This is a genomic window from Streptomyces sp. NPDC051286, assembly GCF_044455345.1.
In the GTDB taxonomy this organism is placed as follows: domain Bacteria; phylum Actinomycetota; class Actinomycetes; order Streptomycetales; family Streptomycetaceae; genus Streptomyces.
The window spans coordinates 204,596-225,955 of the sequence record NZ_JBITER010000003.1 but is presented as its reverse complement, the minus strand read 5'-3'; the positions used below and the strand labels follow the sequence as shown (position 1 = coordinate 225,955).

Genomic DNA, 21,360 nt, shown 5'->3' with positions numbered 1-21,360 from the left:
TCTTCAGCACCCTCCTAGCCGGGCGAACCTCCGCACCGCCAGCGGCAAGAACACCGCGATCAGCGCCAACGGCCAGACCACTGCGAGAAGTTCGGCATGGGTGGCCGCCCAGGAATCCTCGGAACCGCCGGGGTTGCCGAACAGCCCGCGGACCGCCGTGGCCGTCGCCGACATCGGGTTCCACTCGACGACCGCGCCCAGCCAGCCCGGCATCGACGCCGGCGTCGCGAAGACATTGGAGAGGAATCCGACCGGCCAGACCAGGATCTGCACCGCCTGCACCATCTCCGGCTTCCCCGCCACCATCGCCAGCTGGATGCCGGCCCACAGCATCGCGAACCGCAGCAGCAGGAGCAGCCCGACCGCGCCCAGCGCCGAGGTGACCCCGTTGTGCCAGCGCCAGCCGACCGCGTACCCGACGCCGATCATCACCGCGAGCGCCGCCACCGACTGGAGCATGTCCGCGACGCTCCGGCCGACCAGCACCGAACCGGAAACCATCGGCATGGCGCGGAACCGGTCGATGACGCCCTTGGTGAGGTCCTGAGTGACCGCGAGCATGGTCGCTTCCAGACCGAACGCCATGGTCAGCGCGAGCATGCCGGGCACCAGGAATTCGGCGTGGTCGCCGTCGACGCCTCGACCGCCGCCGACCAGGTACGTGAACATCAGCAGCAGCATCACGGGAAAGACCAGGCCGACGACGAGCTGCACCGGTTGCCGCGCACAGTGGGCGAGTTCGCGGCGGGTCATCGTCCAGGAATCGGCCAGCACCCAGCCGGCCGTGCTCGTGCCGGTGCGCGTACTGATGGCACTCATGCGGCAACCTCCGTGTCTGCGCCCGTGAGCGCCAGAAAGACCTCGTCCAGGGTGGGGCGGCGCACCGCGATGTCCTCCGCCTCGATCCCCGCCTCCTGCAGCGCCCGCAGCGTCCGGGTGAGCGTCGCCATCCGGTCCCCGACGGGCGCCCCGATCAGCCGCCGGTCGGCGTCCAGGACCGTGCCGCCCGTCAGGAGCTCTGCCGCGGCGCCCAGTTGGGATGCGTCACGGACGACGACGTCGATACGGTCCCCGCCGATCTGCTCCTTCAATGTGTCGGCGGTGCCGTCCGCGACCACCCGGCCGCCGTCGATCAGCGAGATCCGGTCCGCGAGCTGGTCGGCCTCCTCCAGATACTGCGTGGTCAACAGGACGGTCGTGCCCCCTCCGACCAGGGAGCGCACCGACGACCACACCTCGGCGCGCCCGCGCGGGTCGAGTCCGGTCGTCGGCTCGTCCAGGAAGAGCACCTCGGGATCGGTGATGAGGGAGGCGGCCAGATCGAGCCGCCGGCGCATACCGCCGCTGTACTCCTTGACCGGCTTGCGGCCGGTGTCCGCGAGTCCGAAGCGGGCCAGCAGTCCGTCGGCCCGCACACCCGCCCGGCGTGCGCCCAGGTGGTACAGCCGGCCGAACATCTCCAGGTTCTGCCGGCCGCCGAGCTCCTCGTCGAGGGCGGCGTGCTGCCCGAGCAGCCCGATCCGCCGCCGGACCTCACCGGCCCCGCTCCGTACGTCGAACCCCGCCACCTCGGCCCGGCCCCTGTCGGGGCGGAGCAGCGTGGACAGGATGCGTACGGCCGTGGTCTTGCCCGCGCCGTTGGGGCCGAGCACGGCGTGCACCGTGCCCCGGCCAACCGTGAGATCGAGGCCGTCCAGGGCGCGCTTGCCCCCGTATCTCTTGTGCACGTCGTCGAGAACGATCGCGTCCGCCACCCTCGCCACACCCTCTCGTCGCACCACACAGCCATCTAGTCAAACTTGACTAGATGGCTAAAGGTAACCGGAGCCGACCCATTCGTCAAACTTGATTAGTCGAGATCCCCGGGATCCGGGACCCCGGTCGCGTACGGGTTCTCCTCACCCTCGGCGAGCACTCCGACGAACGGATCACCCTCCCCCGCGAAGGTGTACGCGCCGCCCTCGATCCGCTCGATCAGCCCCCGCGTCCACTCGGCTCCCGCGTCCGCCGAGTGGACCCACATGTTCATGATCTCGCCGATGTGACCGAGCGATTCGGGCCCGTCCTCCGGCGTGTAGTACTCGGTGACCGACGCCCGCCAGGCCGCCAGCCCCGCCACCCGCTCCTTGAGCAGCGCGACCGCCTCGGACCGTTCCAGGTCGACGATGAAGCCGATGCCCGCCGACAGCACGTCCATCTTCTGGTCGTACGAGGTCAGCGCCGCGCGCAGCAGCGAGAGGTACTCCTCGGTGCCCTTGTCGGTGATCTCGTACTCGGTACGGGGCGGGCCGCCCGCGGTGCTCGGGGCGATCTCATGGGCGATCAGCAGCCCTTGTTTCGCCATCTGCTTCAGGGCGTGGTAGACCGAGCCCGGCTTGGCGTTGGACCACTCGTGGGCGCCCCAGTACTCCAGGTCGTTGCGGACCTGATAGCCGTGCGCCCGGCCGTGCTGACGCACGGCACCGAGAACCAGCAGCCGGATCGCGGACATCCCACTCACCCTTCCTATTCAACTTTGACTAGGGTAGCCCGCCTCCTCAGCGACCAGCTCGAGCGCGGTCCGGCCGTCCAGGGACTCCCGGAGGATGTCCGCGTGGCCGGCATGCCGGGCGATCTCCTCGATGAGATGGAGCAGCATCCAGCGCATCGAGCAGCGCTGGCCCTTCGGGAACCAGGGCGCCTCGGGCAGCGGGAACGTGTCGTTCATGCTCTCCACCGAGTGGATGAACTCCTCGGTCTCCGCCGCGACCTTCGCCCAGAACTCCAGCATCTGCGGGACTGTCTCGTCCCCGACCAGCCGGAAGCCGTCCCCCCAGGTCTCCTCGGTGCGGACCTTCTCATTGGGGCGCTGCTGGGCAAGGCGCAGCCAGTTCAGCTCGGTCTCGGCGACATGCTTGAGCAGCCCGGAGAGGGAGAGTTCGCCGGCGCTGGGCCGGCTCGCCGCCTGCCCCTCGGTGAGGCCGAGCAACGAGCGCCGGATCGAGCCGCGCTGAGCCTCGACGAAGGAGAGGAGCGCGCCGCGCTCGTCGCCGTGGGCCTCTGCGGGAACGCGAGTGACCATGATGTCCGCCCTTCGGGATGGTCCGGGCCTGCGCCCGGTGTCTTCCTGACACCGACCAAGCTACGGACCCTTGCGGACAGCTTCCGTCCTCAACGAGCGGGCATCACAGCGAGAATTCGGTCCGGCCGTGCTGGATCGAGATCCACTTCTGGGTGGTGAACGCCTCCACGGTGGCGTCGCCGTTCAGCCGCCCGGTCCCGGAGAACTTCTCGCCGCCGAACGCCACCAGCGGGTCGTCCGCGATCGTGGAGTCGTTGACGTGGAACATTCCGGTCACGATGCGCTGCGCGAACCGCACCCCGCGCTCGGCGTTCCCGGTGTGCACGGCGCCGCTCAGCCCGTACGGAGTGTCATTGGCGATCCGTACGGCCTCCTCCTCACCGTCGAACGTCATCAGCAGCGCCACCGGACCGAAGATCTCCTGGGCGAGCAGCGGCGAGTCGTCCGGGAGCCCCGTCAGGACGGTCGGTTCGACGAGATTGCCGCGGGTGCCGCCCCGTACGAGCGCCGTGGCGCCTTCGGCGACCGCCTGGTCGACCAGCGCGGTCAGCGCGTCGGCCTGGAAGGTGTTGATGACCGGGCCGATCTGGGTTTCGGGGTCGCGCGGGTCGCCGGTCCTGAGCGCCGCTACCTTGGCGGTGAACTTCTCGGTGAACTCGGGTGCGAGGGAGCGGTCCACCAGGATGCGGTTGGCGGCCATGCAGACCTGCCCCTGGTAGACGAAGCGGCTGAAGACGGCCGCGTCGACCGCGTAGTCGATGTCCGCGTCGTCCAGCACCACCAGGGCGCTGTTGCCGCTGAGCTCGAGGATGGCCCGCTTGAAGAGTCCGCCCGCGGTCGCACCGACATGGCGGCCGACCCGGTCCGAGCCGGCGAAGGAGATCACCTTGGGCACGGGGTGCGCGATCAGCGCGTCGCCGATCTCGGCGATGTCGGTGACCAGGACGTTGAGCAGTCCGGCGGGCAGCCCGGCGTCCTCGAAGATCTTGGCGATCAGTCCGCCGCCGACGACGGGAGCGTTCTGGTTGGGCTTGATGACGACCGCGTTACCGAGCGCCAGGGCGGGTGCGACCGACTTCATCGTCACCAGGAAAGGGAAGTTGAACGGGCTGATCACGCCTATGACACCGACGGGCAGCCGGTAGACGCGGTTCTCCTTGCCGTCCAGCGGGGACGGCAGGATCCGCCCCTCGGGGCGCACCGCCTGCTGGATCGCCTCGCGCAGGAAGTCCTTGGCGCAGCGGATCTCGAACTCCGCCTTGAGCCGGGTGCCGCCCAGTTCGTCGCCGATCGCCCCGATGATGTCCTCGGTGCGCTCCTCGGTGATACGCAGGGCGCGTTCGAGGACGAGGCGGCGTTCGTACGGGTTGGTGGTGGCCCAGACCCGCTGGGCACGCTCGGCGGCACGGTAGGCCTCGTCGACCTCCTGCGCGGTGGCGACGGTGATGGCGGCGAGCTTTTCCCCGTTGTACGGATTGAAATCGATGATGTCCCACGAGCCCGTGCCGGTCCGCCACTCACCGTCGATGTACTGGTTGGCCAGCTCGTTGAAGAAGGACATGCGATCCCTTACTGCAGGTGCAGACTCCTGTTTATACGTCATCGTACTGATGAATCACGACAGTTGGAGAAGTCCGCGGAGCAGATCGCGGCTCTCTTCGGGACCCGGGCTGTCGCGATGGAGCCGGGCCATCGCCCTTTCGTACTGGGCGACTTCCTCGGCCTTGTCCAGATAGAGCGCACTTGTCAGCTGCTCCAAATAGACAATGTCCGACAGGTCGGATTCCGGGAATCGCAGCATCGTGAAGGAACCGCTCTCTCCGGCATGCCCGCCAAAACTGAAGGGCATCACTTGAAGCGTGATGTTCGGGTGTTCCGACATCTCGATCAGATGCCGCAATTGTGCGCGCATCACCTCGCGTTCGCCGTACGGGCGGCGCAGTGCCGCTTCGTCCAGCACGGCGTGGAAGCTCGGAGCGCGTTCGGAGACGAGGACTTTCTGCCGCTCGAGCCGGAGCGCGACCCGGCGGTCGATCTCGGCGGCGGGGGCGCCGGACATGCCGCGGGAGACAACCGCGTGTGCATAGGCCTCGGTCTGCAACAGGCCGTGGATGAACTGGACTTCGTAGATCCGGATGAGCGAGGCCGCCCCCTCCAGACCGATGTACGTCTGGAACCAGCCGGGCAGCACGTCTCCGTAACTGTGCCACCAGCCCGCCACGTTGGCCTCGCGGGCCAGACCGAGGAGCGAGTCGCGCTCCGCCTCGTCCGTGACCCCGTAGAGCGTGAGCAGGTCCTCGACGTCCCTGGCCTTGAAGCTCACCCGTCCCAACTCCATGCGGCTGATCTTCGATTCGGAAGCACGGATGGAGTAGCCGGCCGCCTCGCGGGTGATGCCGCGCGAGTCGCGCAGCCGCCTGAGCTGAGAGCCCAGCAGGATGCGCCGCACCACAGATCCACTCGACTCGCCTGCCGCCACTGGTCCAACCCTCCCCATCGCTTCCTGGGCATCGGGGCACCCCTGAGCCCCAAGAGCCGGATTCTGCCATCAAAACGCTTCAGCCCGTACTCATTCGATTACGGAAATGAGAAGACTTCCGGAAAGCCATGAAACTGTCTGTAGGGAGAAATGAGCAAGAACCGGCACGGGGTCGGACAGGTCCGGCGCGTGCACGTGCATCTGCCCTTGCATCTGCTCAGCGCATTCGGAACCATGGGCCCCGCGCACCTGCGTGCTCGTTCGTGTTGTCCGCCGTACCACCGCAGTACCGCTACAGCCGCGAATCCCGGGAGTGCCTCGCATGGGGACGAATGGATCGACGATGCTCGGGCCGTTAAGGCAGGGGCTTCCCCCCGCCGATCCCTCAGCCGCCTCCGGATCAGCCACCTGCACCCTGCCGGCCCGGTACGAAGCCGTCGGCGGAGCGCGCCGGTTCACCAAGGCGACGCTGGCCCGGTGGGAGCTGAGCGACCGTTTCGACGACGTCGCCCTGGTCGTCTCCGAACTCGTCACCAACGCGCTGCGGCACGCGCTGCCCGATGACGCCGCGAGGGACCTTCAGGAGGCTCCGGTAAAGCTGCACCTGATGCACTGGTCCTCACGCCTGGTGTGCGCGGTGCGCGACCCCAGTCAGGCGAGTCCGGTGGCGTCCGAGGCGGCGGACTCGGCGGAGTCGGGCCGCGGCCTGTTCCTGGTCGAGTCGTTCAGTGACGGCTGGGGCTGGCACCCGTCCCCCGCACTGGGCCCGGAGAATCCGGCCGCGGGCTCGCAGGCGCTGCGGGGCAAGGTGGTCTGGGCGCTGTTCCGGCTCTCCGACACCGTCTGACGCACGGCCCGGCGCGGGGTTCCGCGCGCACGGCCGGCGCTTTCCGCGCGTACGGCGGTCAGCCGCCCGCTATCAGGTGATCGAACTCCCCGTCCTTCACGCCGAGCAGCAGCGCCTCTATCTCGGCCGGCGTATAGACCAGGGCGGGCCCGTCGGGGTGGCGTGAATTCCGCATCGCCACATCCCCGTCGGGCAACTTGGCGAACTCCACGCAGGATCCCTGGGAGTTGCTGTGCCTGCTCTTCTGCCAGACGACTCCGCGAAGCTCTGTGGCGGCCATGCCGTTGTACACGTGGTGCACAGGACGCTCCCCGAGTTGCAAGGTGCAAGTGTCAACTGGATCGGATCATAGCTGTGTTCATATGCCGATGCATGAGCAGATGCACGTGCACGCGGGGTGTTCTCTTGATTACAGCTTTACCTTCTCCCGCCCGCTCGCTCTCACGGAGAGACAGACGAACGGAGCGTCTATTTGGCTCCCGGCAGCGGGAGTTGCCCGGTCAATCGATCGAAACTCCCTGGTAACTTTGGGCGGTCTTTCGTCAACAAGGGGGAATTCCAGGTGCACCCACTCGTACGAACCGGCGCCGTCGCCGTCGCGGGTCTGGCCGCCGCGGTCGCGCTGACGGGCTGCGGCCATGACAGCGGGAAGGGCGACTCGGACAAGGGCGCAGCCGACGGGCCCGCCTCGGCACCCGCCGACGGCAGCGACAGCGGTTCCGCGGAAGATGCCGCGGCACTCGACGGGACATGGACCGGGGTGACCAACGGCAAGGCCGTCGCCCTGTCGGTCACCGCCGGCAAGGCCGCGCTCGTCGCCGACGCCCACGTCTGCTCGGGCGAGGTGAAGGACATGGGCAAGGTGATGCTGGCGCTGAAGTGCACCGACGGCGACACCGCCCGCACCATGGGAGCCGTCGCGTCCAACGACGGCAAGACGATCGTCGTTCAGTGGGACGCCGGCGGCAAGGACACGCTGGCCAAGACGGAGCCGGGTGCGCTGCCGACGGGACTGCCTGACCTGCCCGCCCCGTGACACGGGAGCGCTGCCGGACCGTTCAGCTCCGTCCGGCACCGCTCGTCCCGGGCCGGGTGCCCGCGCCGCCGTCCAGCGCCCGGGAGAACTCCTCCAAGGACTCCAGCAGCAGATCGGCCCCGTTCCGGACGACCGGGTCGGATGTCCGCCCGCACCGCCGGTCCTCCTCGTCCCACCGCTCCAGCGCCTCACGGACCACGTCCCAGCGCGGTGCGCGGCGCTCCCGCACCTCCTTCGCACCCCGCGCGGTGGCCCGGCGCAGCGCGGCAGCGAGTTGCGCGGCGGCGGGAACGGGAATGGCATCGCCCACCGGCAGGTGCGCCTCCATCAGCATCCCGGCCCGGCCCAGCTGGGCGAGGGCGTGCTGGGCGTCCTCGGCGGCCGTGCGGGAGAGGCCGCGGTGGCGCACGGGTTCGTGCTGGGCCCGCGCGACCGCCTCCTGCCAGGCCACCCGGGCTTCGCGGGAGGCAAGGAGCGCGGCGCGGACGTCCTCGGGGCCACGCTCCCCCGGATCCGCGTACTGGTCGACGACGGCTGCGGCGTACCGCCCGTCGGCCGCCAGCCAGTCGCCGAGCCGGTTGCGCAGCCGAGGGGTCTCCCAGGCCGGGTAGACGGCATACGAGATCATCGCGAGGAGCCCGCCCACCAGGGTGAGGACGACGCGTTCGGCCACGGTCTGCGACCAGACGTCACCCGCCATGCCGAGCAGGAAGACGACGTACGCGGAGACGCACGCCTGGCCGACCACGTACCCGGTGCGCATCAGCAGGTACATCAGCAGGGCGCAGCCGACGGCGAGCGCGGCGGCGGGGCCGGCGCCGGGATGGACGGCCCGGACGATGACGGTGGCGACGAAGACCCCGACGATCGTGCCGCCGAACCGGCCCGCAGCTCGGGCATACGTCTGGGCGAACTCGGGCCGCATCACCATGATGGCGGCCATCGGCGCCCAGTAGCCGTGACCGAACGGCAGGGCGGCGCCGATGAGATAGCCGACGGCGACGACGGCTGTGACCCGGACGGCGTGCCGCAGGATCGGCGTACCGGGGCGCAGTTCGGCGCGCATCGCCCCCAGGACGACGGGGACCAGCCGCAGCAGGGTGGGACGGCGGCGGTGCGGGGCAATCGTGTCGGCGGCGTCATCGGCCTCCGCCCGGTCCTCCTTCGTCCCGTCGCCCTCGGCGGTCTCGATGACATCGGCGAGCAGCGCGCTGAGGCGGCGCGCGGCACGGCGCGCGGCTCCGGTGAGGATCGCCCCGGTGTCGGGGGTCTTCAGGGCGGCGACCGCGGGGGCGGGGAGGCGCACCGGGGTGCCGTGCCGGATGGCGCCGGCCGCCGCGTCCAGTACGGAGGCTGCGGCGGCGAGGAGTTCGCGGACCCGGTCGCGTTCCGGACCTTCGGCGGGGGCGCCCATCGCCGGATCCGCCAGCGAGGCGAGCACCGGCCTGATCCGTTCGGCGACGCCGCGGAAGCCATGCAGTTCGGCGGGGCGGTGGCGGGCCTGGCGGGGGGTGACGGCGGCGGCGCTGCGGGCGGTCATCAGCGGGACCGGGTCGAACGCGGCGACCGGGTCGTGGCGCAGCCTGCGGGCGTAGTCGGCCTCCGCCGCCAGTGCGTCGGCGAGGGCGTCGCGCTGGGCGCCCCATCTGCGTACCGGAAACAGGACGATCAGCGCCGCCTGGACGACTCCGCCGAACGCGATCATCACAGCGTGCAGGGAAGCCTGGGCGACGGAGGTGGGGAGGGTGATCGTGACCAGCATGATGGCGACATTGGATGCGGCGATGATGCCGCCCGTCGGCCCGGCCGCCCAGGCCAGCCCGGCCAGGAACGTCCAGAGGACCAGCAGGACCATGAACAGCGCGAGATGGGCGCCGGTGAGATAGCCGAGGAACGTCGATACCGCGAGACTCGCACCGGAGACCAGGGCCAGAACGGGCCGGGGGCGCCAGCTGCGCTGGAAGGTGGCGATGGCCGCCTGGAACGCACCGAACGCGGAACTGGCGGCGACCACCGGTCCGAAGAAGGCGAGGCTGACCCCGATGACCAGGGCGAGTCCGGCCGCGCCACGGATCGCGATCAGCGGTTCGAGGCGCCGCCGCTCGATCGTCAGCCCCGAGCGAGCGGTCTCTCTCAGGGCCCGGAGCCAGCCCATGGACCCGAGCCTAGTCGGAATGCCCCCTGGAGTGCCCGGCAGTAGGCTTCGCGGCGTCGCGGGGCCGGCGCACGCACCTCGCGGCGTTGTCGTCAATCACCAACGCTCCGCGTTGGCTCAATCCTCCGCCTTGCGATGCACGCACCCCGGCCCCGCTCCTTCACCCGCGCTGCCTACTGCCGGGCACTCTTATGCAGACTTTCCGAGTATTCGGTCGCGAGAGGGGCGCCGCCTGCTCGCGTACGCCCCGCTACCGGGAACCGTCGATGCCCGGCCGCCGCTCGCCCATCCGGGCCCGGTCGGCGGCGGCCGTGCCGTGCGCCCAGCCCTCGCCGTCCGTCACTCCGCGCACCCGGGTGCTGGTCGTCCGAGGGAACATCCGGTCCGCGGCGTCCGTGACCGCCACGTCCCGCGCCGCCAGGACCGGCAACAGATCGTCGTCGGCGGCGGCCCCCTCCGAGACGGAGGTCGCGGTCACCCGGGCGGTGTCGGACGCCAGGCGCGCGCCCAGCCGCTGGACGTACGCCATCAGGAAGGACTGACGGAACGTCTTGGTCCGCTTGCGCCCTCCGGCCCGCTGTCCCGCCTCGGCCTTCGCCATCGCCGCCGTTCCCTGCACCAGCAGGGAGGTGTACAGCAGGTCCACGGCCTCCAGGTCCGGCTCGAAGCCGACGACCGTCGAGAAGCCGAGCTCGCTGTTCCACACGGCACGGCAGCGGTTCGCGGAGGCGACGGCGTCGAGCAGGATCGCCTTCGCCGTCTCGTACGGGGCGTCGACCCCGATCCGGCAGGCGCCCGGCGCCTCCTTGCTGTGCGTACGGGCAGCGAGGAGGGCCTCGTCGATGGAGTGCCGGGCCATCAGCTCCTGTGCCTTGGTGGTAAGGGCCTCCGCCTCCTCCGGGAACCCGGTCGCCTCCGCCTTCGCGAGCAGCGCGCGAATCCGGGTCAGCATGCGGGGTTCGTCGTGCGCGGGCGGCAGATCGAGCCGACGGCCGGGGGCGCCGGGCGGCGGGCCGACCGGCTCGATCGAGGGAAGCCGGAGGAGCAGCCGGTAGAGACCGAGGAGGGCGGAGGCGTACGAGAACCGGTCGGGCCGGTTCCGCGGCGGCGGCCCGGGCAGCTCGGCCAACTGGGACCGCCAGCGGGGCGGCAGCTGCTCGTACCGGCCGGTCTCCGCGGTGATCAGCCCCGCGGCGAGCCCGGCCCCGGTCTCGCCGAGTTCGCGGCGGACGATGCGTACGACATCGGCGGGCTGCCAGCCACGCTCCCAGGCACGGCGGACGAATTCCTCTCCGCGCCGGACCAGTTCCGCGTCGGCCGCCGGATCGGCTGCGAGGAGGGACGCACCGGTGTCGAGACCGGCGTCGCCGTCCGAGTAGAGGGCTGCCGCGAATGCCTGGTCGATCACCGGTTCCATGAGGTCAGGGTAGGCAGGGCGACGCGGCGAGGTAGGCCTGGCCCTGCCCCGGAGACGGGTTCTGATGCCGCGGGAACCGGTGGACCGGGAGGGACGGACGATCGCGATGGTCACGCATTGTCCGGTGGCGACGGCGTACGCGGACGGGTGTGGTCTTCCTGGTCGACGGGCACATCGCGGACGACCTGAACGGACTCTCCGTGGAACGGATCGCGGCCTGGCTGGCCGCAGCGCGCGTGAGCGCGGCCCGTGCGGACGCCACGGCCGGGGATCGCGCGGAGGCGGCGTCGTGCTGACCGTCGCCCTGGCCGCGCTGCGGACCCGCTGGACCACACTCATCGGCACCTTCGTCGCGCTCGCGCTCGGCGTGGGGCTGATCGCGACCACGGGGCTGGGACTCGCCTCGGCCTTCGACGCCCCGGATCGTAAGGGCCTGTCGGGTGACGTCCGCCCGCTGCAGAGGCCGCCCGACAGGCTCTCAGCCGCAGCGATTCGCCGCGTCGCCGGTGGCGGTGAAGGGCGTCGGCACACTGACCGTGCGGGTGCGGCGGGGACCGGCCACCGCTCACGTCACCGGGAGACTCGCTCATCCACAGCCTGTGGATATCAAACGCCTGCCCGACCTGGCAGCGCTCGGCCCGGTGGCCCGCGCCGCCCCGCCCCACTGTCAGTCCCTCCTGCCAGACTCACAGACATGACCGCACGCTGGGCTCTGGCCACCACGGAGAGCGGCGGCGCCCGCCTCACCCCCCTGACGGCCGACGGTCTTCCCGCCGCCCCGGTCCTGACCGAACCCGACCTCGTGGAGGCGGTCCGTTCCCGCCCGGACGTCATCCGCTGGGTCTGGCGGTCGACCGCCGAGATCTACCCCCGCCTGCTCGCCGCGGGCGTACGGATCGACCGCTGCTACGACATCGAGGCAGCCGAGTCCCTCCTCCTCGCACACGAGGGCCGGTTCGGCGAGCCCCGCTCCGCCGCGGCCGCCCACGCCCGCCTCCGTAACGCCCCCGTACCCCCCGATCCCCCCTCCCGCGCCGCGGAGCCCGGCGCACAATCCTCCCTCTTCGAGCCGCAGTCCGGCACGGACATCCCTTTCGAGGCGCTCCTCCAGGTGTACGCGGAGCAACTCCGCCGCCACGACGCCACCACCCACCCCGGCCGCATGCGTCTGCTGACGGCCGCCGAGTCGGCCTGCATGCTGGTCGCCGCCGAGATGAACCGGGCCGGCCTGCCCTGGCGGGCCGACGTGCACCGGGAGGTCCTGCACGACCTGCTGGGCGAGCGGTACGCCGGCGGCGGCGAACCCCGCCGACTGGCCGAGCTGGCCGAAGAGGTGTCCACGGCGTTCGGCCGCCGGGTCCGCCCGGACCTTCCCGCCGATGTGGTCAGGGCGTTCGCACAGGCCGGGATCAAGGTGAAGTCGACTCGCCGCTGGGAGCTGCAGGAACTGGACCATCCGGCCGTGGAGCCGCTGATCGAGTACAAGAAGCTGTACCGGATCTGGACGGCGCACGGCTGGGGCTGGCTCCAGGACTGGGTGCGGGACGGCAGGTTCCGCCCCGAGTACCAGCCGGGCGGCACCGTCAGCGGCCGCTGGACCACCAACGGCGGCGGGGCGCTGCAGATCCCCAAGGTGATACGGCAGGCGGTCGTCGCCGACGAGGGCTGGCGGCTGGTCGTCGCCGACGCCGACCAGATGGAGCCGAGGGTTCTGGCCGCGATCTCCCGCGACCCCGGCCTGATGGAGGTCGCGGGCCATGACGGCGACCTCTACACGGCGCTGTCGGACCGCGCCTTCCACGGCGACCGCGACCACGCCAAGCTGGCGCTGCTGGGAGCGATCTACGGCCAGACCTCGGGCGACGGCCTGAAGAACCTCGCGGCGCTGCGACGACGCTTCCCGCGTGCCGTGGCATACGTCGACGACGCGGCGAAGGCGGGCGAGGAGGGCCGTCTCGTACGGACCTGGCTGGGCCGGACCAGTCCGCCGGCGGCCGGGAGCGGGGACGACGACGAGGCCGGTATCCCGCAGGAGAGCGACGAGCAGCCGTCCGGGGAGGGCGAGTTCACGCCGGGCTACGCCTCGTCGAACGCGCGGGCGCGCGGCCGCTTCACCCGTAACTTCGTGGTGCAGGGCAGCGCCGCCGACTGGGCGCTGCTGTTCCTGGCCGCACTGCGTCGGTCTCTGGCCGCCGCCGGTCTCCGGGCCGAACTGGTCTTCTTCCAGCACGACGAGGTGATGGTGCACTGCCCCGAAGAGGAGGCCGAGGCAGTCGTGAAGGCGATCCGGGCCGCCGGTGACCTGGCGGGGCGGACCGCCTTCGGCAGGACGCCGGTGCGCTTCCCTTTTACGACGGCGATCGTGGAACGCTACTCCGACGCCAAGTAGCAGAGCTCACCCGTCGGGGCGTTCGGCCGCCTCCGTCCCGGGCTCACCCTTCCGCACGGGCTGCGTGGGCTGCGCGGGCTGTGCCGACTGCGTGGGCTGCACCGTCTCCGCGGGCGGAACGACGCGCCCTGTACCCGCACCCGGCCCTCCGAACCCACCGAACCCGGCCAGCCCGTGGTCGTAGTGCACGGCCCGCAGATGCCGGTGCCGGTGCCGGGAATTGAGCAGATGGATGACGTACGCCGTCAGCGCGATCATCGCCAGGACGACCGCCGCGGTGATCAAGCTTTCCATGAAAGACGGCCCCCTTCGCACGCGCAGGCCGAGACTTCTCCAGGCTACTCCGCGAGCCGTCCGCCCCCAGTTCCCGGTACGCCTTCAGCGTGGTGTTCGGGTTCACTTTGGCGGCCGCGGCCACCTGTGCCGCAGTGGGCAAGCGGTCACCCACAGCCAACACGCCCATGCGCAAGGCCTGTTCGACCTGCCGGACGATCTGCAGGTAGGTGGGGACGCCGCAGCGGCGATCAATGCGGAACACCATCACTTCGTTCCCTTCGCTCCCCCCTTCCTGCCGCCCCTGTCCTCCTGCACCGCGGCGGACGGCGTCCTCCGCGGGAACGCGCCTGGACCAGCCGCGCCCGGGGCGCCGAAGGCGGCATGGTCCGGCAGCCGAAACGCATGACGCGGTCGAGCCCCGGCGGGACGAAGAGGCGCTGCCCATGGACGCCGCCGGCCATGAGGGAGCCGTACGGATCATTCGAGATCCACCGTGGGTCGCGGTACGAGAGGGTGGCGGGCACCGCGCACAGATGACACCCCCCTCGCCCGGACAAGGAAGAACCCCAGGCCACGGCGAGTGACCTGGGGTTTCGCTGAGTCGCCTCCGGGATTCGAACATCCAGCCATCAACAGGGGTCACGGGCGCGCTGCCGGAGATCAGCTGACCAGCCGGTTGCAGGACGTCACGCAGCGTCTCGCCGGCTCGCACAGACCGGGACCGCACATGCGGTGGCTCCCGGTGCTCCAAATCGACCCGCAAGCGTCAGTCGTCGCCGACGACTCCGTTGTCGATATGTCGCTCTTCCGGGAGCCTAGCCAGTTGCCGAGATGGGTGTCACTCGGGTCGATGGACGTCTCCACCGGCGGTGTGGCTCTCACCGGTCGTCTGGTGTATTAGCTAGCTTCCTCCTTATTTGTCCGTAGTCAAGAGAAGAAGCGGAAAAATTTCAACCCGGATGGAGCGGCCCGGATGCTGCATGGCGGGTGGTGGCCCGGAGGGCTCGCCGAGCCGATGAAGCAACGCCGGCCGCTCCTCCGTTCCTCCTGGACGACGGTGTTGCTCTCGGTCAGTACTGGGGTGCTGGCGCAATCGGCCCGAGGTCGGGCTGTGCCCGCAGTTCCACGGTGAGTGGCGCGGCGGCCCCGGTGAGGTCCAGCACCAGGACCTCGTTGGCGCCCGCATGCCACAGGGGCGCCGGGGCGTAGAGGGTGCGCTGGGGGCCCTGCTCGGTCCGCAGGCGGCCGAGGAGGAAGCCGTTGAGCCAGACTTCTCGGTCAGCTCGCCGGCCTCGCCGATCGGCGCATCGTAGTCGTAGCTGGTGATCGTGGGCAGGTAGCCGGGGTCGGTGAGGGTCTTTCCGGTGTGGTTGGCTCCGGCCCACCAGCCGAAGTTGGTACCGCCGTGGCCCATGTAGATGTAGACCGATCCACCGGCGGCGAGGATCCCGTCGAGCGCCTCGGCGGCGTCGGTGGTGTCCCGGACGTGGTGGGGGTCGCCGTAGTGGTCGAACCAGCCGTTCCAGAACTCCATGCAGGCCAGCGGTGCGTCCGGCTGGAACGTGGCAAGGGTGGCGAAGGCCTCGCCGGGGCGCGAGCCGAAGTTGGCGGTGGCCAGCACGTCCGGGAGGTGCCGCCGGCAAGCCTGCGGGGCCGGCGGCGCGGGAGGACGGGTGCACGCAGCACGCGGGAAGCACAATCAGCTTCTACTTGAACGTAGAAGTTCTACGTGACTGTAGATGATGAACAGGCGGTCTAGTCGTCTCCCGGCTTGCCGCGTTCATCGCTGCCCGGGGGCTGCTCGGCGGCGCGCTGATGCCGACGCCGCTGTAGGTGCCACACGATCAGCGCTGCGATCACGGCACCGGCGATGAACACTGCGATGGCCCGGCCGACCTGGTGTTCGACCTTGGTGTAGGCGCTACCCGCGAAGTATCCCAGCAGCGTGAAGCCCGTACCCCAGACCAGGCCGCCGAGAGCGTTGAAGGGCAGGAAGCGGCGGTAGGGCATGTGGGAGATACCTGCCAGAGCGGGCATCATCGCACGGAAGAACGCGACGAAGCGGCCGAAGAACACAGCGGCGGCCCCACGGCTGCGGATCATGCCCTGGGCCTTTTCGACGCGGTCGCGGTGACGGCGAAGCGGACGGGTCTCGAGAATCCGGGGGCCGTAGTGGTGGCCGATCTCGTAGCCGACGCTGTCTCCGGCGATGGCGGCGAGGACGACGGCCAGGGCCAGCCAGTACACCGAGACCTTGCCCTGGCTCGCGAGGACGCCGCCGATGACGACTGCGGTCTCGCCGGGTAGGACGAAGCCCACGAACAGGGCGTCCTCGCAGAAGACCAGGGCTGCCACGACGGCGTAGACCACAGGGCCGGAAAGGCTGCCGAGCCAGTCGGTGATCGTGTGCATCAGCCATCCCTTCGGCGCGTGCCGGCTCCGGGTTAACGACCCGTCCTCGCGGGATAGAGCCGAAATCAACTCTAGGCGCGTAGCAGTGGGCGTCGGGCCGAGCGCGGCGCGCGGCCCCAGCCGCGCCCGGTGCTCGGCACTGCTGGCCGTTGGGTACACCGACCGACGGCCCCACCGAATGCCCACCGGGAGCGATCGTGAAGCGTTTTTCGCTCGCGCAGACGTCCACGAAAGGTCACGGGAAGGCAAAAGGCCCAGGCCAGAGGGTGTCTGTCCTGGGTCCTATCTGAGCCGCCTTCGGGATTCGAACCCGAGACCTACCCATGGCGAGGGCCGGCAAGCTCATCCCGAGTGGCGCTGGGCGGTGCCACCGAATCCCGTTTCCGCTGATCAGAGACGTACGACCTTGATCACCGTGGCGTCTGGTCCACGCCAGTGCCACCCCGTCCGCTCGCTCAGCGCCCACGCAAGCCGAGACCTGCGGTCACCCGTGGCGGGTCCGCTCACCCCTTCAGGAGCCGGCCCTCCGCCTCCTCGCTCAACCCGTCCACGAGCTTCAACTCGCCATCCGGAACGGATTGTTGCCAGATCCAGGTGTCGGTGATCGTTTCGGTGGCCGGCCGGCAGCGGAGGCCCGTGGCGTGGGCTCGGGAGACGTCCCCCGCGTGGATCGCGGCGTGGAAGTCCGTGCCGGGCGGGGCCCAGACGGGGATGTCGGTCCAGGGCGAGAGACCGGCGGCGGCGATCGCGTCGGGCGACGTCCAGCGGAGCTCGGCGGCGGCGCCCGTGACGCGTACACAGGTGTCCAGGAGTTCGCCGATGGTGGTGTGACCCGGCTGCGAGACGAGGTTGTAGGGGCCGTACAGGGCCGCCTCCAAGGCGTCCAGGAGCCACGTCGCCAGGTCGCGTACGTCGATGTACTGGAGGGGGGTGTCCCGGGGGCCGGGGGCGGGGATCTCGCCGCCCCTGGCAATGCGGGACAGCCACCACGGCAGGCGGCCCGCGTTCTCGCGCGGGCCCAGGATCAGGCCCGGGCGGACCAGCAGGGCGCGGTCCGCGCCGAATTCGCGCAACACGGCCAGTTCCGCCCCCCGCTTGTCGGCCGCGAAGTCGGTCGGCTCCGCGTCCGGGTCGCCCTCGACCAGCGGTCCGAACTCGTCCAGACCCGCCGGCGCCGGCCACGCGTAGACCGAGCGGCTGGAGACGAAGGCGTAGCGTCCGGCGCGCACGGCCAGCAGGCGGGCCGTGTCGCGCACCACGGTCGGGGCGCCCGACCATGTGTCGACGACCGTGTCCCACTCCCCCGTCGCCAGGGCGGCCAGGCCGTCCTCCTCCGTGCGGTCGCCGTGCAGTACGTGCACGCCGGGCGGGGCCGGGTGCTCTCCCCGGTGGAAGACGGTCACGTCCCAGCCCCGGGCGACCCCTGCCTCGGCGACCGCGCGCCCCGCGAAATCCGTTCCGCCCAGCAGCAACAGCCTCATCCTGGTTCCTCTCCGTGGAGCTCGTCCGTCACTTCGTGCTCTTCGTACATGGCCACCGCCGCCGCGTACCCCGGCAGGGTCGGTACGTCCGCCACCCGCCATCCGAGGATCCGGGCGGGCCGGGGGCCGGCGCCGGCCCTCACCGTGGCCGGCGGCCTGTTCAGGCCCGTGCCCGTGCCCTTCAGGTACGCCTCCTTGCGGGTCCAGCAGCGCGCGAACGCCGCCGGGCGGGCGGCCTCGGGAAGCGCGGCCAGTTCGCACAGCTCCCCGGGGTGCAGCGCGGTCGGGGCGGTCGCGGCCGCGACGTGCGACGGCGGGACCTCCTCCACGTCCACGCCCACGGGGACGGCGGCCACCGCGACGGCCACCAGGTCGCCCGCGTGGGAGAGCGAGAAATGCACGCCGGTGGTGCCCGCCACGACGGGGCGTCCGTGCGGGCCGCCACAACCCGTACAAGGCTGCCTGGTGATGCGTACCGCCGAGGGAGCCACCCCAAGGTGCTCACCCAGGAGTTGGCGTACCGCTACGTGGGCCACCAGGTAGCGGTGCCGGTCCGCCGCCGTGCGGAAAGCGGCGAGCCGGGCGTGTTCGGCGGCGTCCAGGACGGACGTGAGGCGGGCGGCCTGCGGGAGGTACCCGGAGACCCGCCGCTGCCACACGCGTTCCGGACCGGACGCCGCCGTCCGCGAGGGAGACGATGTCACCGCGCGGTGCGGTCGCGGTACGCCATGAAGCGCTCGGCGATCTCCTGGGCGCGGCCCTCGGCCTCCGACAGCTTCATCTCGGCGCAGTCGTAACCGATTTCCTTCCTCATGATCGCCATGGCGGAGGGCTCGAAGACGACGGTGCCGTCCGCGCGGATCTCGCTGATGCCGTCGTGCAGCTGGCCGGAGAGATTGATGGCGTGCGCCTCGTCCGCCGTCATACCGTCGGGAAGCAGCGCGCGGAACTTGCCGTTCTCGATCGCCACCGGGTAGCCGCCGAGCGCCCCGTCCGCGCCGGGCGCGTGGACCACCGCGTCGCGCTGGTCGGCGAGCGGCTCGAGGACGCTGAGCGCGGAGGACGCGGTCATCGTCTGGCCGGGCAGACCGCCGGTGCGGCGGTACTCGCCGGGGAGGCGGCCCAGGAGCGCCGCGACATCGAGGTCGGCGGTGACGTCGCGGCCGTCGAGGCGGATGCCGAGGCCCATGCCGGCGGGGCCGCTGTTGCCGGTGCGGGAGAGACGGTGCGAGACATAGTGGTGGGCGACCAGGCGCACCTCCACGTCGGCGGTGCTGCAGCCCAGCTCGTCGGCAGCGACGGCGGTGATGCCGGGGACATTGTTGGCGACGTTGCCGATGCCGATGTCCGGGGAGAGGCCGATCGCGGCGAGCGCGGGGTGCACGGCGTCGGGGTAGGCGGCGTTGACGACCATGGCCTGGGTGCCGGAGAGGCGGACGGCCTCCATGGCCTTCATCACCGGGACAAGGTGCATGGGCAGCCACGGGCCGTAGTTGGCGGCGTACACCCGCTGGAAGGCATCCTGCTGGAGCGTGGAGATGACCCACCAGGACTGGTAGCTGACGGCCAGGAAGATGATGTCGGGGCCGAAGGCGGTTATCCGCTCGGCGGTGCGCGCCGCATCCGTGATGTCGGTCAGCGCATGGCTGACGCTGGTGGTGTAGCCACGCTGCACGCTGCAGAAGCGGGTCAGGTTAGCGGCCTTGAGTACGGTCTCCTCGTCACGGCCGACCAGCTGGACGTGACGGTCGTTCGGGCTGTGGGCCAGCTCGTGGAAGACGCGGCGGCCGATGTCACCGGCACCCAGGATCATGATCTTGCGGGCGTTGTTCATGAGGTACCTCCGAGGGGTGCGGCGGCGAAGGGGGTGGCGGCGGGCGCCATCAGGTGGGCGTCGCGGACCAGTCGGGGCAGCGAGCGCATGGACGGGAAGGTGACGGCGCCTTCCCGATGAGGCGGGGTGGCCGGATCGGCGGTGTACTGCAGGACCCGCATCCCGGCGGCCACGGCGGCGTCCACGCCGACCGGGCTGTCCTCGACCACGACGCACTCGTCGGGCGTGACGCCGCACTGCTCGGCCGCCCAGCGGAACAGCCTCGGGTCGGGCTTCCAGGCGTTGACGTCGTACGCGGAGAAGAGCCGGCCGCCGAAGTGGTGCCGAATCCCCGCCTTCTCCAGGCGGCTCTCCATGATGCCGAGCGGGCTGTTGGAGGCCACGCACATGCGGTCGCCCACGGCGGCGGCGAGCCGTTCGAGGGCGTACGCGACGCCGTCGATGGGCTCGATGCGGTCGCCGATCAGCTCCTCGCACCTGGCGCGGGCGATCACCATGGCGTCCTGCGGCGGGGCGGTGCGCGCAAGGTCCGCCATCAGGTCGATGCACTCCTGCATCTTCTTGCCGGAAAAGAGCTCGTCCCGCTGTTCCTTGTCCAGGCGCAGACCCATCAGTTCGCCGACGTAGGCGATCCCGCCGTTCTCGGCGTCCTGCGTGTCGACCAGGACACCGTCCAGGTCGAAGACGACGAACTCGGCTGCCCGTACGGGGAACTCACTCATAGTCGATCCAGTCCACGCTCTCGATGGCGGCCACGGTCACGGCCAGTTCCTCATGGGTCGCGGCGGAGCCGATGACGGCCGCCGTGTTGCCGCGCGCGCCGATCCGCCAGTCCACGTCCGCGCCCGGCTCGGCGAGCACGACGACCCGGTCGACACGGGCGAGGCGACGCAGCGCGGAGACCCCCCGAATGGCGCGCACCCGGCGGGCGCCGACGGGCGGCACGGTCAGGTAGTGGAAGGCGATCGGCCCACCCTGCTTGACCTCGGGGGTCTCGTACGGGAGGCCGAGGGCGGCGGCTACCGCGACGTACGCCGGGTCGGAGGTGCCGGAGCGGACCGCGAGGTCGTCGACCCAGGCACCGAGCCGGCCGTTGACCTCGATGACCCGGGGACCGTCGGCGGTCAGCTTGATCTCGACGTCGGCGACGCCGTGGATGTTCAGGGCGCGCACCGCGCGGCAGGCCAGATCTCGGACCTCGCGCTCCTCCGCCTCCGGTACGACGGAGAAGCCGCCGTAGCCGCCGCGCTCGCGGAACGGCTCGGCGAGGGCGAACTTGCTGGTGACGAACACCGGCCGGACGTCGTCGCCGTCGGCGACGCAGTCCACCGCGATGTAGTCGCCCCAGGGAGCCGGGGTCGGCCGCCCCACCAGGAGCTCCTCCAGCATCACGGCCGTCTCGGCGGGCCCGCCGTCGGAGCCGGTGAAGATCGCCGCGAGGGCGGCCCGGCACTCCTCGGGAGTGGCGACGGCCTGCGTGTTGCGGCTGGACGCGCCGATCACCGGCTTGATGATGGCGGGCAGTCCGACGTAGGCGATCGCCTCGTCGGCCTGGGCGGGGTCGGTCAGGGTACGGAAGCGCACGCTGTCGACGCCCGCTTCGGCGAACCGCCGGCGCTGGAGGTCCTTGTGGGTGATGGCGTCGACATCGGCGGGCCGGTGGTAGCGCAGGCCGAGGGCCGCGGCCAGCCGCACGGTGAGTGCGATCTGGAACTCGCTGAAGGTGATGATGCCCGCCGGGGCGAGCGCGCGCAGCGCCGCCTCGGTCTCCGCCTCGGTGCGGCCCGCGGTGTTCGCCACGGTTCCGACCATCTCCAGGGTCGGGATCATCTCCTGGGCGTGCGCGGTATCCGCCGTCACGAACACCAGGTCGCAGCCGGCCTGCCGGGCCGCCTCGGCGAGCCGGGTGGGTGCGAGGCTGCCGGCGTCGTAGACGACGAGCAGGACGGGGTTGTCGGGGATCGCGGTCATCG

The 21,360-nt window shown here is 70.9% G+C and carries 21 protein-coding genes and 2 pseudogenes; 4 read left to right on the top strand and 19 right to left on the bottom strand.

What is annotated here, in order from left to right:
* Positions 1–3: 3 nt before the first annotated feature.
* The 6 genes from ACIBB8_RS05630 to ACIBB8_RS05605 form a co-directional block, all read right to left on the bottom strand.
* Positions 4–819: an ABC transporter permease gene (locus tag ACIBB8_RS05630; protein ID WP_398949139.1), complete on the bottom strand. Its 816-nt coding sequence runs from the start codon at positions 817–819 to the stop codon at positions 4–6.
* Positions 816–1,754: an ATP-binding cassette domain-containing protein gene (locus ACIBB8_RS05625; RefSeq protein ID WP_398949138.1), complete on the bottom strand. Its 939-nt coding sequence runs from the start codon at positions 1,752–1,754 to the stop codon at positions 816–818. Before ACIBB8_RS05625 ends, ACIBB8_RS05630 begins: the two co-directional genes overlap by 4 nt.
* Before the next feature lie 95 nt (positions 1,755–1,849).
* On the bottom strand, positions 1,850–2,491 hold the full coding sequence (locus ACIBB8_RS05620; RefSeq protein ID WP_398949136.1) for a PadR family transcriptional regulator: 642 nt from the start codon (positions 2,489–2,491) through the stop codon (positions 1,850–1,852).
* Positions 2,492–2,509: 18 nt separating this feature from the next.
* Positions 2,510–3,061 (bottom strand): DinB family protein, encoded by a 552-nt coding sequence (locus ACIBB8_RS05615; protein ID WP_398949135.1) that lies wholly within the window; start codon positions 3,059–3,061, stop codon positions 2,510–2,512.
* A 103-nt stretch (positions 3,062–3,164) separates the two neighbouring features.
* Complete coding sequence (locus ACIBB8_RS05610; protein WP_398949134.1) at positions 3,165–4,622, bottom strand: aldehyde dehydrogenase family protein; 1,458 nt, start codon at positions 4,620–4,622, stop codon at positions 3,165–3,167.
* Positions 4,623–4,676: 54 nt separating this feature from the next.
* Entirely contained in the window at positions 4,677–5,558 is an 882-nt protein-coding gene (locus ACIBB8_RS05605) for a helix-turn-helix domain-containing protein (protein WP_398949132.1), read from the bottom strand.
* A gap of 304 nt (positions 5,559–5,862) precedes the next feature.
* On the opposite strand from ACIBB8_RS05605, the gene ACIBB8_RS05600 reads away from it, so the two are divergent.
* Complete coding sequence (locus ACIBB8_RS05600) at positions 5,863–6,387, top strand: ATP-binding protein (RefSeq protein ID WP_398949131.1); 525 nt, start codon at positions 5,863–5,865, stop codon at positions 6,385–6,387.
* Positions 6,388–6,445: 58 nt separating this feature from the next.
* On the opposite strand, the gene ACIBB8_RS05595 is transcribed toward ACIBB8_RS05600, so the two are convergent.
* Positions 6,446–6,688 (bottom strand): DUF397 domain-containing protein, encoded by a 243-nt coding sequence (locus ACIBB8_RS05595; RefSeq protein ID WP_037690973.1) that lies wholly within the window; start codon positions 6,686–6,688, stop codon positions 6,446–6,448.
* Between the two features lie 261 nt (positions 6,689–6,949).
* Here ACIBB8_RS05595 and ACIBB8_RS05590 point away from each other — a divergent pair, with 261 nt between their 5' ends.
* Positions 6,950–7,423 (top strand): hypothetical protein, encoded by a 474-nt coding sequence (locus ACIBB8_RS05590; RefSeq protein WP_398949130.1) that lies wholly within the window; start codon positions 6,950–6,952, stop codon positions 7,421–7,423.
* Between the two features lie 22 nt (positions 7,424–7,445).
* Here the strand turns inward: ACIBB8_RS05590 and ACIBB8_RS05585 are convergent, their stop codons facing one another.
* Together ACIBB8_RS05585 and ACIBB8_RS05580 are read right to left on the bottom strand one after the other, a co-directional pair.
* Positions 7,446–9,578, bottom strand: a complete 2,133-nt coding sequence (locus ACIBB8_RS05585) for an FUSC family protein (protein ID WP_398949129.1) — start codon at positions 9,576–9,578, stop codon at positions 7,446–7,448.
* A 250-nt stretch (positions 9,579–9,828) separates the two neighbouring features.
* Positions 9,829–10,995: a DUF2786 domain-containing protein gene (locus tag ACIBB8_RS05580; RefSeq protein WP_398949128.1), complete on the bottom strand. Its 1,167-nt coding sequence runs from the start codon at positions 10,993–10,995 to the stop codon at positions 9,829–9,831.
* A gap of 149 nt (positions 10,996–11,144) precedes the next feature.
* Here ACIBB8_RS05580 and ACIBB8_RS05575 point away from each other — a divergent pair, with 149 nt between their 5' ends.
* Together ACIBB8_RS05575 and ACIBB8_RS05570 are read left to right on the top strand one after the other, a co-directional pair.
* Complete coding sequence (locus ACIBB8_RS05575) at positions 11,145–11,291, top strand: hypothetical protein (RefSeq protein WP_398949127.1); 147 nt, start codon at positions 11,145–11,147, stop codon at positions 11,289–11,291.
* Between the two features lie 398 nt (positions 11,292–11,689).
* A complete protein-coding gene (locus ACIBB8_RS05570) occupies positions 11,690–13,384 on the top strand; it encodes a bifunctional 3'-5' exonuclease/DNA polymerase (RefSeq protein WP_398949126.1) in 1,695 nt (564 codons plus the stop codon).
* Between the two features lie 6 nt (positions 13,385–13,390).
* Here ACIBB8_RS05570 and ACIBB8_RS05565 read toward each other — a convergent pair whose 3' ends face one another.
* The 10 genes and pseudogenes from ACIBB8_RS05565 to ACIBB8_RS05520 all read right to left on the bottom strand — a co-directional run bounded on the left by ACIBB8_RS05565 (position 13,391) and on the right by ACIBB8_RS05520 (position 21,358).
* The gene (locus ACIBB8_RS05565; RefSeq protein WP_398949220.1) at positions 13,391–13,678 is read right to left on the bottom strand and encodes a hypothetical protein; all 288 of its coding nucleotides are present in this window, start codon (positions 13,676–13,678) and stop codon (positions 13,391–13,393) included.
* 63 nt (positions 13,679–13,741) lie between these two features.
* Positions 13,742–13,925: pseudogene (locus ACIBB8_RS05560) on the bottom strand (GntR family transcriptional regulator); the annotation flags it as partial.
* An 805-nt stretch (positions 13,926–14,730) separates the two neighbouring features.
* Positions 14,731–15,045 (bottom strand): hypothetical protein, encoded by a 315-nt coding sequence (locus ACIBB8_RS05555; protein ID WP_398949217.1) that lies wholly within the window; start codon positions 15,043–15,045, stop codon positions 14,731–14,733.
* A pseudogene (locus tag ACIBB8_RS05550) lies at positions 14,943–15,281 on the bottom strand (beta-galactosidase); the annotation flags it as partial. The gene ACIBB8_RS05555 and the pseudogene ACIBB8_RS05550, both read right to left, overlap by 103 nt.
* Before the next feature lie 134 nt (positions 15,282–15,415).
* A complete protein-coding gene (locus ACIBB8_RS05545; RefSeq protein ID WP_398949125.1) occupies positions 15,416–16,072 on the bottom strand; it encodes a DedA family protein in 657 nt (218 codons plus the stop codon).
* 503 nt (positions 16,073–16,575) lie between these two features.
* Positions 16,576–17,553, bottom strand: a complete 978-nt coding sequence (locus ACIBB8_RS05540; RefSeq protein ID WP_398949124.1) for an NAD-dependent epimerase/dehydratase family protein — start codon at positions 17,551–17,553, stop codon at positions 16,576–16,578.
* Entirely contained in the window at positions 17,550–18,257 is a 708-nt protein-coding gene (locus ACIBB8_RS05535) for a 4'-phosphopantetheinyl transferase family protein (protein ID WP_398949123.1), read from the bottom strand. The genes ACIBB8_RS05540 and ACIBB8_RS05535 overlap by 4 nt, the downstream gene beginning before the upstream one ends.
* Complete coding sequence (locus tag ACIBB8_RS05530) at positions 18,254–19,387, bottom strand: hypothetical protein (protein WP_398949122.1); 1,134 nt, start codon at positions 19,385–19,387, stop codon at positions 18,254–18,256. Before ACIBB8_RS05530 ends, ACIBB8_RS05535 begins: the two co-directional genes overlap by 4 nt.
* A complete protein-coding gene (locus tag ACIBB8_RS05525) occupies positions 19,384–20,109 on the bottom strand; it encodes an HAD family hydrolase (protein ID WP_398949121.1) in 726 nt (241 codons plus the stop codon). The genes ACIBB8_RS05530 and ACIBB8_RS05525 overlap by 4 nt, the downstream gene beginning before the upstream one ends.
* Positions 20,102–21,358, bottom strand: coding sequence for an acetyl-CoA carboxylase biotin carboxylase subunit family protein (locus tag ACIBB8_RS05520; RefSeq protein WP_398949120.1), 1,257 nt, complete (start codon positions 21,356–21,358; stop codon positions 20,102–20,104). The genes ACIBB8_RS05525 and ACIBB8_RS05520 overlap by 8 nt, the downstream gene beginning before the upstream one ends.
* Positions 21,359–21,360: the final 2 nt, after the last annotated feature.

Bases quoted from the DNA above. Each gene is read 5' to 3' on its own strand.
- ACIBB8_RS05630 (WP_398949139.1), bottom strand. From the start codon at position 819: ATGAGTGCCATCAGTACGCGCACCGGCACGAGCACGGCCGGCTGGGTG.
- ACIBB8_RS05620 (WP_398949136.1), bottom strand. From the start codon at position 2,491: ATGTCCGCGATCCGGCTGCTGGTTCTCGGTGCCGTGCGTCAGCACGGC.
- ACIBB8_RS05615 (WP_398949135.1), bottom strand. From the start codon at position 3,061: ATGGTCACTCGCGTTCCCGCAGAGGCCCACGGCGACGAGCGCGGCGCG.
- ACIBB8_RS05610 (WP_398949134.1), bottom strand. From the start codon at position 4,622: ATGTCCTTCTTCAACGAGCTGGCCAACCAGTACATCGACGGTGAGTGG.
- ACIBB8_RS05605 (WP_398949132.1), bottom strand. From the start codon at position 5,558: ATGGGGAGGGTTGGACCAGTGGCGGCAGGCGAGTCGAGTGGATCTGTG.
- ACIBB8_RS05600 (WP_398949131.1), top strand. From the start codon at position 5,863: ATGGGGACGAATGGATCGACGATGCTCGGGCCGTTAAGGCAGGGGCTT.
- ACIBB8_RS05585 (WP_398949129.1), bottom strand. From the start codon at position 9,578: ATGGGCTGGCTCCGGGCCCTGAGAGAGACCGCTCGCTCGGGGCTGACG.
- ACIBB8_RS05580 (WP_398949128.1), bottom strand. From the start codon at position 10,995: ATGGAACCGGTGATCGACCAGGCATTCGCGGCAGCCCTCTACTCGGAC.
- ACIBB8_RS05570 (WP_398949126.1), top strand. From the start codon at position 11,690: ATGACCGCACGCTGGGCTCTGGCCACCACGGAGAGCGGCGGCGCCCGC.
- ACIBB8_RS05565 (WP_398949220.1), bottom strand. From the start codon at position 13,678: ATGGAAAGCTTGATCACCGCGGCGGTCGTCCTGGCGATGATCGCGCTG.
- ACIBB8_RS05545 (WP_398949125.1), bottom strand. From the start codon at position 16,072: ATGCACACGATCACCGACTGGCTCGGCAGCCTTTCCGGCCCTGTGGTC.
- ACIBB8_RS05540 (WP_398949124.1), bottom strand. From the start codon at position 17,553: ATGAGGCTGTTGCTGCTGGGCGGAACGGATTTCGCGGGGCGCGCGGTC.
- ACIBB8_RS05530 (WP_398949122.1), bottom strand. From the start codon at position 19,387: ATGAACAACGCCCGCAAGATCATGATCCTGGGTGCCGGTGACATCGGC.
- ACIBB8_RS05525 (WP_398949121.1), bottom strand. From the start codon at position 20,109: ATGAGTGAGTTCCCCGTACGGGCAGCCGAGTTCGTCGTCTTCGACCTG.
- ACIBB8_RS05520 (WP_398949120.1), bottom strand. From the start codon at position 21,358: ATGACCGCGATCCCCGACAACCCCGTCCTGCTCGTCGTCTACGACGCC.